Source organism: Pseudoalteromonas sp. PS5, assembly GCF_004103255.1.
Taxonomy (GTDB): Bacteria; Pseudomonadota; Gammaproteobacteria; order Enterobacterales; family Alteromonadaceae; genus Pseudoalteromonas; species Pseudoalteromonas peptidolytica.
This window is the reverse complement of the sequence record NZ_RCSQ01000002.1, coordinates 1-11,480: the sequence shown is the minus strand read 5'-3', so window position 1 is coordinate 11,480 and position 11,480 is coordinate 1. Positions and strand designations below refer to the sequence as shown.

The 11,480-nt window shown below is 43.4% G+C and carries 12 protein-coding genes; 1 reads left to right on the top strand and 11 read right to left on the bottom strand.

Going from position 1 to position 11,480, the window contains the following annotated elements; genetic code table 11:
* Window positions 1-276: 276 nt before the first annotated feature.
* The 11 genes from D9603_RS00120 to trmJ all read right to left on the bottom strand — a co-directional run bounded on the left by D9603_RS00120 (window position 277) and on the right by trmJ (window position 10,250).
* Window positions 277-1,350, bottom strand: a complete 1,074-nt coding sequence (locus D9603_RS00120) for an aminoglycoside phosphotransferase family protein (RefSeq protein WP_128729603.1) — start codon at window positions 1,348-1,350, stop codon at window positions 277-279.
* A 46-nt stretch (window positions 1,351-1,396) separates the two neighbouring features.
* A complete protein-coding gene (locus tag D9603_RS00115; protein ID WP_128729588.1) occupies window positions 1,397-2,278 on the bottom strand; it encodes an NTP transferase domain-containing protein in 882 nt (293 codons plus the stop codon).
* A gap of 94 nt (window positions 2,279-2,372) precedes the next feature.
* Window positions 2,373-3,806: an NAD-dependent succinate-semialdehyde dehydrogenase gene (locus D9603_RS00110; protein ID WP_128729587.1), complete on the bottom strand. Its 1,434-nt coding sequence runs from the start codon at window positions 3,804-3,806 to the stop codon at window positions 2,373-2,375.
* 88 nt (window positions 3,807-3,894) lie between these two features.
* Window positions 3,895-4,233, bottom strand: coding sequence for an ISC system 2Fe-2S type ferredoxin (gene fdx, locus D9603_RS00105; RefSeq protein ID WP_125254358.1), 339 nt, complete (start codon window positions 4,231-4,233; stop codon window positions 3,895-3,897).
* 1 nt (window position 4,234) lies between these two features.
* The gene (gene hscA / locus D9603_RS00100) at window positions 4,235-6,097 is read right to left on the bottom strand and encodes a Fe-S protein assembly chaperone HscA (RefSeq protein ID WP_128729586.1); all 1,863 of its coding nucleotides are present in this window, start codon (window positions 6,095-6,097) and stop codon (window positions 4,235-4,237) included.
* 41 nt (window positions 6,098-6,138) lie between these two features.
* A complete protein-coding gene (gene hscB, locus D9603_RS00095; protein ID WP_128729585.1) occupies window positions 6,139-6,663 on the bottom strand; it encodes a co-chaperone HscB in 525 nt (174 codons plus the stop codon).
* Window positions 6,664-6,723: 60 nt separating this feature from the next.
* A complete protein-coding gene (gene iscA, locus D9603_RS00090) occupies window positions 6,724-7,047 on the bottom strand; it encodes an iron-sulfur cluster assembly protein IscA (protein ID WP_125254361.1) in 324 nt (107 codons plus the stop codon).
* Window positions 7,048-7,056: 9 nt separating this feature from the next.
* The gene (gene iscU, locus D9603_RS00085; protein ID WP_125254362.1) at window positions 7,057-7,440 is read right to left on the bottom strand and encodes a Fe-S cluster assembly scaffold IscU; all 384 of its coding nucleotides are present in this window, start codon (window positions 7,438-7,440) and stop codon (window positions 7,057-7,059) included.
* Between the two features lie 60 nt (window positions 7,441-7,500).
* On the bottom strand, window positions 7,501-8,715 hold the full coding sequence (locus D9603_RS00080) for an IscS subfamily cysteine desulfurase (protein ID WP_125254363.1): 1,215 nt from the start codon (window positions 8,713-8,715) through the stop codon (window positions 7,501-7,503).
* A gap of 23 nt (window positions 8,716-8,738) precedes the next feature.
* Window positions 8,739-9,230 carry a Fe-S cluster assembly transcriptional regulator IscR gene (iscR, locus tag D9603_RS00075; protein ID WP_128729584.1) on the bottom strand — a complete coding sequence of 164 codons (492 nt, stop codon included), beginning with the start codon at window positions 9,228-9,230 and terminating at the stop codon, window positions 8,739-8,741.
* 291 nt (window positions 9,231-9,521) lie between these two features.
* Window positions 9,522-10,250 carry a tRNA (cytosine(32)/uridine(32)-2'-O)-methyltransferase TrmJ gene (trmJ, locus tag D9603_RS00070; RefSeq protein WP_128729583.1) on the bottom strand — a complete coding sequence of 243 codons (729 nt, stop codon included), beginning with the start codon at window positions 10,248-10,250 and terminating at the stop codon, window positions 9,522-9,524.
* A 216-nt stretch (window positions 10,251-10,466) separates the two neighbouring features.
* Here trmJ and suhB point away from each other — a divergent pair, with 216 nt between their 5' ends.
* Complete coding sequence (gene suhB, locus D9603_RS00065) at window positions 10,467-11,270, top strand: inositol-1-monophosphatase (protein WP_125254366.1); 804 nt, start codon at window positions 10,467-10,469, stop codon at window positions 11,268-11,270.
* The last annotated feature ends 210 nt before the right edge of the window (window positions 11,271-11,480 follow it).

Genomic DNA, 11,480 nt, shown 5'->3' with positions numbered 1-11,480 from the left:
AACCTGACGTTAACTGCGTTCAAAATTTCTCATTTAAAACACTAAATAACAAATTTTTTGCCTTCCTGCATGAATGTAGGTAGCTTGGCGATAACAGGACGCAGTAGCGGTGTTAGCAACAAGGTTTTCTCGCCTCAAAATCGCAAACTCAATCAAGCTAATCGGTATCGGTGCTGAGTGTAAACAAGCTAAACCATACCGATTCTAGGTTCAAAAGATTGCGATAAAACCATAAAAAAAGCGCCTAAGCGCTTTTTATCAATACCCTATTTTCAACTAGATAGATTGTATAATTTCTATTAAGTTAGGTTCTTTTTCTAAGACACTCGCATAAAGTGCCAGCTGGTTTTTAGCTCTATCTAGATTATGGCCAGTTCGATGAATAGCAAAATAGTTATCGCCATCCAGGTAGTCGGTCAAAAAACGCAAGCCTATCATTAATGGCATAACTTTAGCGCCAAGAATAAAGCTATCTTTCTCAGCTTTTGTCACGCTAGCTTGCAAAGGTTCAATATAACCCCGAGCGAGTGCCGAAAATATGTTCTCCCTAACTTGTACTTGAGCCAAGTTGGTTGAATCTTCCGGCTCAGGAGAGCAAAAAGTGCGCACCATATCACCAAAATCAAATAGCCAATGGCCAGGCATGCAGGTATCTAAATCAATGACCGCTCTGGCTTGGTCACTATTTGTTGAAAACAGCATGTTATTGATTTTAGTATCATTGTGACAGGCTCTTAACGGTACAGCTTGCTGTACTTTTTGTAATTCATCCGCGAGCGAGAATTGTTGCTGAAAAGCCTCGATCACCTCACCGCACAGCTTAGCTCTATTATGCTCATCTTTCTTTAGCACCTTATTGAAAGTATCAATACGCATCGCCAAATTATGAAAATCAGGGATCACATGATGTAACTGGGTTGCATCAAAATCATTTAGGGCATGAGCAAATTGTCCAAACGCATTTGCAGCGGTTTGAGCCTGCTGTTCGCTTGTAACCACATCTTCACTATAACTGCGACCAATAAATGCAAGCGCACGCCAAACTTCGTCGTTAATATCAACTAAATATTGGCCTGAACTCGTTGCTAAATGCTTAATAATAGCGAGGCTATATTCACCATTGAGCGCTTTCGATGTTAAGTGTTGCTCAATGGCACGAGCATTTTCTACTAAATGCTGCGGATTGGGGAACACATTAGTATTGAGCTTTTGTACTACCATGGTTTTCTGGGCGTCTTGCAACAACATTGTTGTATTAATATGCCCACTGCCGATCGGCTTCATTTTTGCTTCTTCACTAATGAGCCCATATTCATCAGCGAGCTGTTGCGCAACAGCTTGATATTCCATATTCACCTCAAAAGAAGATAAATCGAATGTTGTTGTGTGAAGAGGGTTATTTTCCTTGACGTGCTTCATAGATCTTTCTTGCGACAATATTAAGTTCGCTCTTATAGGTTATGCCATACCAATTAGATTTGGCCTGATAGACAGACACCGCTTGCGTGGCAGTATTGATACAGTGTTGAATACAATCTGGCAGATAATACTCGCTTTTGACACCGTTGTCATAATTCTTTAGAAACCCGATAAAGCCACTTTCAAGTGCAGTGAACAACTCAGGTGTAATCCCCCAGAAGGTCATAGAAGACAACGCTCTGGTGTCTAGGTAACAAGGCTTTCCTGAAATTTCACCATACAATTGACCGTTCTCTAAACGGATATTGAGCGCCTCTTCAACCGAATGCAGCTTTCCTTCTTCAATTACACAAATACCTCGGTTTACACCACCTTGCTCTGATAGCGTATTAATAATTGGATATGCCACCATTGCCATATTATTGTGGTATTGAAAGTGTTCCACGAGTTGTAAGAACGCATCAGCTCCATAGTAATCGTCCGCTGTAATGACGATGGCAGGTTTATTTACATAAGGTTTGGCACATAGCAGTGCATGTCCAGTTCCCCAAGGTTTATCACGGCCAATTAGACAATTTTGGTAACCCTCAGGTATATCCGTTAACTTTTGCTCCACTAAGGTAACGGTTAACGACTCTGGTAATCTTGGTATGATGACATCTTCGATGTAATCTCGCACTTTATCGTTGACTATCATTATGACATCGCGCACACCAGCTCGGTGGGCATCTGTGATGCTCAATTCCATAATGCTCTGGTTAAGATTCGGCAGCTCAGCGACCTGCTTATTACCACCAAATCGACTTCCCAGCCCACCCGCTAAAATAATGAGTGCGGGATATTGATTGATTCCTGTCATTGAAAAAATATCAAAAGTCAAATGAGCGGATTAGTGTACTGAGCTTTTGCATAGATTAAAAGCGAATACGAGTAAGCAAATGAAAATAGTATTTTTAATAAAACTTTTGACACAAATATTTTATTTCCTGATATTCACTCAACCCCTCTTGCGCACCTTCCCGGCCAAGCCCTGAGAACTTTACACCGCCAAAAGGCGCGACAGGATTGGATATGATCCCTTCGTTAATTCCAACCATACCATATTCAAGTGCTGCACTGACTCGTCTGATTTGATTAACTTCATTTGAATAAAAATAGGCTGCAAGTCCTTCTGGTACAGCGTTTGCCATTTTCACCGCCTCACTCTCCTGCTCAAAGCTAATAATACTGACAATAGGAGCAAAGATTTCTTCATGGAAAAGCGCCATCGTATTATCTACGTCCGTGATCACCACTGGTGCCATAAACTGGCCAGCTTGGTTATCGCCTTGATAGGCAATATTTGCGCCTTTAGCTAACGCATCCTCAAGTAAGCGCTGTGCTTTTTGCTTTGCCTCAATAGAAATAAGTGGCCCAATGTCAACGCCTTCCTCGAAGCCATTGCCAACCTTAAGTTGTTCAACTTGTCGTGATAACTTGTCAGTGAAATCAGCAGCAATACCTTGTGCAACAAACACGCGATTTGCAGCTACACATGTTTGTCCTGCGTTTCTAAACTTCGCCGCCATCAAGCCACTTATCGCTTGCTCAATGTCGGCGCTATCAAAAATAATAAATGGGGCGTTGCCACCAAGCTCCATGGACGTTCTTTTTACCGTGTCTGCGCATTGTTTTAATAGTGCACTACCTACTTGTGTTGAACCCGTGAACGTAAGCTTTCTTACTTGAGGGGACTGAGTCAAATGCGCCACTAATCCTTTTGAGTCATTAGTAACAAGGACTTGAAAAGCACCGACTTCCATTCCCGCTTGTATCGCAAGCTTAGCTAAAGCGATGGCCGCAAGAGGGGTTTTCTCGGAAGGCTTTAGAATAAAGCTACATCCTGCTGCATAGGCTGGTGCTACTTTTCTGGTGATCATCGCCAGTGGAAAGTTCCATGGTGTGATCCCAAGTACCACACCAACCCCCTGCCGAATGGTAGTTAGCGTATGCGATTGTGAGTGACTAGGGATCACTTGACCATAGGCTCGTTTAGCTTCTTCACTATACCATTCGATAAATCCAGCAGCATAATCCGCCTCAGCAAGCGCTTCTTTAAGCGGTTTGCCTTGTTCTTTAGTCACTATCTCAGCCAGTGCTTGTCGATGCTCAACAACCAGCTCATACCATTTTCTAAGTACTTTGCTACGAGTGTGGGCTGTTGAGTTAGAGAGTGTTTCAAAAGTTTCAACCGCGGCTTGCAGCGCTATATCAGCAGCCTGATTATCTGCCTCAGAAACCTGGGTAATGGATTCACCTGTCGCAGGGTTTATCACATCGACTTGCTGTTTACTGCTATGCGATTGGCCATTGATAAGTGAAAATTCGGGATTACTGATGAGTGACATAGCGTTCCTCCTAGAAAAACAAAAAGCCGTAGTACAAGACTACGGCTTTATTAAATGCGTCATTAACAACCTAGGTTGTTAACTGTACTTAATGGTCTTCATTAACGATATTGAGATTGTACTTTGGAATTTCAACCACCAAGTCTTCATCACTAATTATCGCTTGGCAACCTAAACGTGATTCAGCTTCCAGTCCCCAAGCTTTATCTAGCATGTCATCTTCAAGCTCATCACTTTCTTCTAGTGAGTCAAAACCTTCACGGATCACGACATGACAAGTGGTACATGCACATGACTTTTCACAAGCATGTGGAATACTAATGCCATTTTTTAATGCCACATTAAGCACTGTCTCACCCGTTTTTGCTTCAATTGCAGCACCTTCTGGACACAACTCTTCATGGGGTAAAAAGATAATTTGTGGCATATTACACCTCGTCTACCGACTGCCCTTGCAGTGCTTTCTTAATTGATTGATCCATACGACGTGAAGCAAAATCGCTACTCGCCTGATCGACTTCTTCGATCGCCTTTTTGATTTGCTCTGGGTTTTCTGCACTTTCACGAATGTTAGCAAGCTCTGTCATTGCAGTACGTAGCGTATGAAGTTCGTCTTCCAGCAGCAAGTTACCATCAGTAGCTAATGATGCTTCTAGCGCTTCTAATACTCGTAGCGCTTCAACTTGCTGTTCTTTAAGCATCCGAGCACTCATGTCTTCTTTTGCGTTACTCATTGAGTCTTTAAGCATTTGCGCTACTTGATCGTCACTCAAACCGAATGATGGCTTAACTTGGATCTCAGCTTGAACACCAGTCGATTTTTCTTCAGCCGACACACTCAATAGACCATCAGCGTCCACTCTAAAGGTCACACGAATATGCGCTGCACCGGCAGCCATTGGCGGTATACCTTTGAGACTAAATTTCGCTAAACTACGGCAATCATCAACGAGCTCTCGCTCACCTTGCAATACATGCAATGCCATAGCCGTTTGGCCATCTTTAAAAGTAGTAAATTCTTGTGCACGTGCAACCGGAATGGTGGTATTGCGCGGAATAATTTTTTCAACCAATCCCCCCATAGTTTCCAAGCCTAAAGATAATGGCAATACGTCAAGCAGCAGCATATCAGAGTCTGGCTTGTTACCTACTAAAATATCAGCTTGAATAGCAGCGCCTAGTGCCACAACACGGTCTGGATCAATTGAGGTTAGTGGCTCTTTGGCAAAGAAGTTACCGACTTCTTCTCGTACTACTGGCATGCGGGTCGAGCCTCCAACCATCACAACTTGTAGTACTTCCTTTTGGGTCACATCAGCATCTTTTAACGCACGACGGCAAGAGCGTAAGGTTTTTTTAACCAACGGCATCGCAAGTTCAGCAAATGCTTGGCGCGTAATCGTCACAACAAATTTTTGCTCACGAACAGGTAGCTCAACGTTTACGGTCTCGTAACTTGATAGTGCTTCTTTACAGGCTCTCGCCTTATTGATAAACAGGCGTAGCTCTTTTGGATTTAAATCAAACAGTTGAGTTTGCTGCTTAAAAAAGTCGACCAGCAATGAATCAAAATCATCACCACCAAGGCTCGAATCACCGCCTGTTGATAATACCTCGAACACCCCTTGATTCAGGCGTAAGATAGAGATATCAAACGTACCACCACCGAGGTCATACACCGCGATAACACCTTCTTGGCCAGAGTCTAGGCCATAAGCTACTGCCGCTGCGGTCGGCTCGTTAAGCAACCTCAATACTTTCAGACCAGCAAGATCGGCTGCATCTTTTGTACTTTGTCTTTGCGCATCATCAAAATACGCAGGTACGGTGATCACCGCGCCCATTACATCTTCACCTGCAAAGCTATCGATAGCCCGTTGGTGTAATGTTTTTAAAATTTCAGCGGAGGCTTGTACTGGGCTTACAGCGCCTGCCACAGTTTCAATAGCAAGCGAACCGTTATTATCGACAAAGTTATATGGCAACTGGCCATAGCTTTGTTCTATTTCAGATTGCGTTTTACCTAAAAAACGTTTTACAGAAATCAGCGTATTAGTCGGGTCTTCAGCAGAAGCAGATTGGGCTTGTTCACCTACTATAACCTCTGAGTCAGTATACCTTACTACCGAAGGCAACATGGCCTTACCCATTAAGTCGCTCAGGGTTTTTGTTTCGCCACTTTGCACCGTGGCAACAAGAGAGTTAGTGGTACCTAAATCGATACCAATTGCTAATTTATGCTCATGAGGTGCCGCGCTCTGCCCCGGCTCAGCAATTTGCAATAATGCCATAATGCTCTTTTCACTTTAACGTTTGTTGATGTTACACATCATCAATCGAATAAATCATCTTCGATACGTGCTAATTCATCGCGTAATTTGTAGACAAATTTCAGCTTGCGAATATTATCGGCTGCCGCTTCCAATACGTTCGTATCACCGCTTTGAAGCTGTTCAGCAAGGGAGGCGCTAAACTCTATATCTAACGCTTTAATTTGAGCTTCAAATTCTGCAATTGCGCTGTCTGGGTCCGTGGTATTAGGGAGCTCCTCTAATGCTTCACGCAGTTCCATTTGCTGCATTAAAAACAGGGGATCTTGCAGTGTTTGTTGCTCAGCTCTAATATCAACGCCCTTCTCGCTCAGCATATATTCAGCACGCTTAACAGGGTGCTTAAGTACTGCCAGCGCATCGTTAATCTCAGCTGTTTTTTGGACCGCAAGTAGTTTCTCACGCTCACCTTTACCAGCGAACCTATCTGGGTGAACCGCACGTTGTAGCTCCAGATAGCCTTGATTCAATTTATTTAAATCAACGTGATACTCGACAGGTAAATCAAATAATTCAAAATAACGCATACGCACCTAATACAGCAAAGCCCCACCAAGGCAGGGCTTTAAGCTATTCACTGTTGCAAACTATACGGTGAAGCTTTCGCCACAGCCACATTCGTCTTTCTGATTTGGGTTATTAAATTTAAACCCTTCGTTCAGACCTTCTTTTGTATAATCTAGCTCTGTGCCGTCAATATAAACTAGACTCTTCGCATCGACGATGAGTTTTACGTTTTTGTCTTCAAAAACCTCATCGCCTTCATCTAAGTCGTCGACAAATTCAAGAACATAAGCAAGACCTGAACAGCCCGTGGTTTTTATACCAACGCGCAGCCCAATGCCTTTTCCACGGTTACTCAAAAAGGCTAATACGCGATTAGCGGCTGCATCTGTTAACGTCACTGCCATAATATTCTCTTACTTCGCTTGTTTACTCTTGTAGTCTGCAATCGCAGCTTGTATCGCATCTTCGGCTAAAATTGAGCAGTGGATCTTCACCGGTGGCAACTCAAGCTCAGCGCTGATATCTGTGTTTTTGATGGTCGCAGCTTCTTCTAATGATTTGCCCTTCACCCACTCTGTTACAAGTGATGAAGATGCAATGGCACTACCACAACCATAGGTTTTGAACTTTGCATCTTCAATGATACCTGTATCAGAAACCTTGATTTGTAGCTTCATCACGTCACCACATGCAGGCGCCCCCACCATGCCAGTTGCAACGTTTGGATCATTTTTGTCTAGAGAACCTACGTTACGTGGATTCTCAACGTGGTCGATAACTTTATCACTGTAAGCCATAATTATTTCCTCACTACCTGCTTGCGGCTGGAGCGTATCCAGCCAGCGGCCAAAACTTGCTTAATGGTGTGCCCACTCAACGCTATCTAAATCGATGCCATCTTGGTGCATTTCCCAAAGTGGCGACATCTCACGTAGGCGACCTATTGAATCTTTGATCAGATTGACGGTGTAATCGATCTCTTCTTCTGTCGTAAAACGACCAATACTAAAACGAATTGAGCTATGTGCAAGTTCGTCGTTACGTCCTAATGCACGTAGTACATAAGATGGCTCCAAGCTTGCCGATGTGCATGCTGAGCCAGAAGAAACAGCGATATCTTTTACCGCCATCAGTAGACTCTCACCCTCAACAAAATTAAAGCTAATGTTTACAATGCCGGGTACTGATTGATCGATAGCACCGTTAAAGTAAACTTCATCCATATCCATAACACCATCTAGCAAACGCTTACGCAGCGCGCTGATATGTGCATGGTCTTTTTCAAAATCTTGCTTGGCAACTCTACATGCAGCGCCCAGTCCTACAATCTGGTGTGTCGCAAGCGTACCTGAGCGCATACCGCGCTCATGACCACCACCGTGCATTTGTGCTTCTAAACGCGCGCGTGGTTTACGGCGAACATATAACGCGCCTATACCTTTAGGACCATAAATTTTATGGCCAGAGAATGACATAAAATCGACCTTTAATGCTTGTAGGTCAATTTGCACCTTTCCGGCGCTTTGTGCTGCATCAACGTGGAACATAATCTTACGCTCACGACACATTTCACCGATAGTCGCGATATCTTGGATCACACCCAGTTCGTTATTAACGTGCATTACGCTCACTAAAACAGTGTCTTCGCGCATTGCAGCTTCTAACTTTTTAAGATCAAGCAAGCCGTTCTCTTCCACATCCATATAAGTGACTTCAAAGCCTTGGCGCTCAAGCTCACGGCACGTGTCTAGCACCGCTTTATGCTCTGTTCGTACCGTGATGATGTGCTTACCTTTCTTTTTGTAAAACTGCGCGGCACCTTTAATGGCAAGGTTGTTTGATTCAGTTGCACCAGATGTGAAAACGATTTCGCGCGGATCAGCATTGATTAAATCAGCGATATCATTACGCGCCTGATCAACCAGCTCTTCTGCTTGCCAACCGAAACGGTGTGAACGAGAAGCTGGATTACCAAAGTTACCATCCATTGTCAGGCACTGCATCATCTCGTCTGCAACACGCTGATCAACCGGTGCGGTTGCTGCATAATCTAGATATATCGGTAATTTCATTTATCTCTCCGCTTGACGTCAACTTAGAGTTGACAGCTCACTTGAATATTGTCTAATTGCTCAATTGCACGTCTTACGTGCTTGTCTTGTCGCGTTGCTACAGATTGCACATCTGCATCAGCGACTAACTCTGCTAGGGAAATATTATTTAAAAACTCTTCTATTCGCACACTTAGGTCAGACCATAAAGAGTGAGTCAGACAGCGCATACCGCTTTGGCAACCACCGCCCTCGCCGTGGCAACGGGTCGCATCAACGGACTCGTCAACGGCATTAATCACATCACCAACAGAAATTGTGTGCGCATCACGGCCTAGTAAATAGCCGCCGCCAGGGCCGCGTACAGAGCTGACTAAACCATGTTTACGTAGACGGGCAAATAATTGTTCAAGGTAAGATAGCGAAATCTCTTGTCTATCAGAGATATCTGCTAGTGGAACAGGGCCAATACTTGCGTGTAACGCAACATCTAACATTGCTGTCACGGCGTATCTGCCTTTTGATGTTAGTTTCATGCACAATCCCCGCTAATTTACCAAGCCGCAAATTTTAATTACTTGACTAGGATAGTCAAGTATTAACCAAGCATAAAAACGGCTTTAGACCGACAAACCTTGTATGCTTCACCCTAATACCTGAGTAATTTAATCAGGTATTATCGATATTGTAATTACCTGAGTATTTTAGTCAAGTATTGCTGTTGAAGATTTATGCAAAAATATGAAGGGTCAATCAAACTATTTTAGGAGGGTCAAAATGAGAAGCACCGGTGTAGAGTGCTCACCGATGCCAACTGAGTGTTCATTTTATTTTTTGGTAGATTTGTCCACTGAACTTAATATCCCACGTAAAATATTAAGCTCTTGATCTTCAGGCCTGGCACGATTGAACAAACGCTTCAGTTTAGTCATCACCATGCCTGGATGCTGTTTAATGATAAAGCCTGTATCATTTAAGGTATTCTCGAGATGCTCGTAAAATAGCTCCATTTGTTTTGATGAAGGATAAATTGTTTCATCAACTTCTTCAGGCTGCTTATCAAGCGTATCCAGATACGTCATTCGTGTTTCATAGGCGAGTGTTTGCACCGCCATTGCAAGGTTCAGCGAGCTATATTCTGGGTTTGCTGGAATACACACATGGTAATTACAAAGCTGTAATTCCTCATTCGTCAAGCCACTATTCTCTCTGCCAAATACTAATGCAACGGGAGCATTTACTGACTCTGCTACTAGTTTTTGCGCACATTCACGCGGGTCGACCATTGGCCATGATAAGGTACGTGAACGAGCACTAGTGCCTATTGTTAAAGCACAATCAGCAATTGCCTCCTGAAGTGTATCGACTTTAATTGCAGCACCAAGTACATCCGTTGCACCGGCAGCCAGTGCACTGGCATGACTGTCCACTTCACACGCAGGATCAACTAAATAGAGTTTAGATAACCCCATCGTCTTCATTGCCCTTGCGACAGAGCCAATATTGCCAGAGTGTGAGGTGTTTACTAATACGATTCGAATATCTTCTAAAGCCATTTACACGAGTCTCAAACAAAAATAATGACGCAGTGTAGCATATCTCAGCGGTGTTAAGCCAAATTCAACTCTGGGGAAATAAAAATCCTATACACAGCATGAATGTACAAAAAACACCCAGAAAAATTCTCTATTAGATGTTTACTTTAGAGAAAAAACCGCTAGAATACGCCGGCTCAAAATGATCCTGTTCTTTTACAACCTAAAGGTAATGCTATGCATCCAATGTTGAACATTGCGGTACGCGCTGCGCGTAACGCGGGTAAGGTTATCCTACGTGCAAGTGAAGATTTATCGCGCGTTGAAGCTACTCAAAAAGGCACCAATGATTTAGTTACAAACATCGATAAAGATGCGGAATCAATCATTCGTGACACTATTTTAAAATCTTACCCTGATCACGCTATTGTTGGTGAAGAATTTGGTCACCACGAAGGCAAAGATGCAGACTACCTTTGGGTTATCGATCCCCTAGACGGTACTACTAACTTCGTTAAAGGTATTCCTCATTATGCTGTTTCTATCGCGCTAAGAGTTAAAGGCCGCGTAGAGCAAGCAGTTGTATACGATCCAATCCGCGATGAATTATTTACCGCTTCTCGTGGTCAAGGCGCGCAGCTAAACAATAAGCGTATTCGTGTATCTAAGTCTATTGAATTACAAGGTACTGTGCTTGCAACAGGTTTCCCTTTCAAGCAAAAGCACCATATGGATGCTTACCTAGAAGCGTTCAAAGCATTATTCATTCATACCGCTGATATCCGCCGTGCAGGCTCAGCTGCACTAGATATGGCATATGTTGCAGCAGGTCGAGTGGATGGTTTCTTTGAAATTGGTCTTAAGCCTTGGGATACAGCAGCCGGTGAGTTGCTAGTAAAAGAAGCAGGTGGTATGGTCACTGACTTTGCAGGTGGCGCTAACTTTAACCGTAGTGGCAACATCATCTGCGGCGCACCTAAGCTTTGCCAAGCAATTGTAAAAGAAATTCGCCCAGTATTGACTGAGTCGTTGCTAAAATAATAGCGCTGGCTGAGATGAAAAAGCCCAAGCATTGCTTGGGTTTTTTTGTGTCTGACTCGGTCGCAACAATAGCAAGCGCTAGCTGTTATTCCAAAACTATACTAATTTTCTTTTTTAAGTGGGCTATTTTGAGACGAGAAAATCTTGTCGATAACACCACTTCCGCGTCCTACTCTCACCGATGTACCTACGTCCTGTAGGCAAGGCAAA

What these genes read in the sequence shown, in the direction of transcription:
- D9603_RS00120 (WP_128729603.1), bottom strand. Translation starts at nt 1,350, where the DNA reads ATGGAATATCAAGCTGTTGCGCAACAGCTCGCTGATGAATATGGGCTC.
- D9603_RS00115 (WP_128729588.1), bottom strand. Translation starts at nt 2,278, where the DNA reads ATGACAGGAATCAATCAATATCCCGCACTCATTATTTTAGCGGGTGGG.
- D9603_RS00110 (WP_128729587.1), bottom strand. Translation starts at nt 3,806, where the DNA reads ATGTCACTCATCAGTAATCCCGAATTTTCACTTATCAATGGCCAATCG.
- fdx (WP_125254358.1), bottom strand. Translation starts at nt 4,233, where the DNA reads ATGCCACAAATTATCTTTTTACCCCATGAAGAGTTGTGTCCAGAAGGT.
- hscA (WP_128729586.1), bottom strand. Translation starts at nt 6,097, where the DNA reads ATGGCATTATTGCAAATTGCTGAGCCGGGGCAGAGCGCGGCACCTCAT.
- hscB (WP_128729585.1), bottom strand. Translation starts at nt 6,663, where the DNA reads ATGCGTTATTTTGAATTATTTGATTTACCTGTCGAGTATCACGTTGAT.
- iscA (WP_125254361.1), bottom strand. Translation starts at nt 7,047, where the DNA reads ATGGCAGTGACGTTAACAGATGCAGCCGCTAATCGCGTATTAGCCTTT.
- iscU (WP_125254362.1), bottom strand. Translation starts at nt 7,440, where the DNA reads ATGGCTTACAGTGATAAAGTTATCGACCACGTTGAGAATCCACGTAAC.
- D9603_RS00080 (WP_125254363.1), bottom strand. Translation starts at nt 8,715, where the DNA reads ATGAAATTACCGATATATCTAGATTATGCAGCAACCGCACCGGTTGAT.
- iscR (WP_128729584.1), bottom strand. Translation starts at nt 9,230, where the DNA reads ATGAAACTAACATCAAAAGGCAGATACGCCGTGACAGCAATGTTAGAT.
- trmJ (WP_128729583.1), bottom strand. Translation starts at nt 10,250, where the DNA reads ATGGCTTTAGAAGATATTCGAATCGTATTAGTAAACACCTCACACTCT.
- suhB (WP_125254366.1), top strand. Translation starts at nt 10,467, where the DNA reads ATGCATCCAATGTTGAACATTGCGGTACGCGCTGCGCGTAACGCGGGT.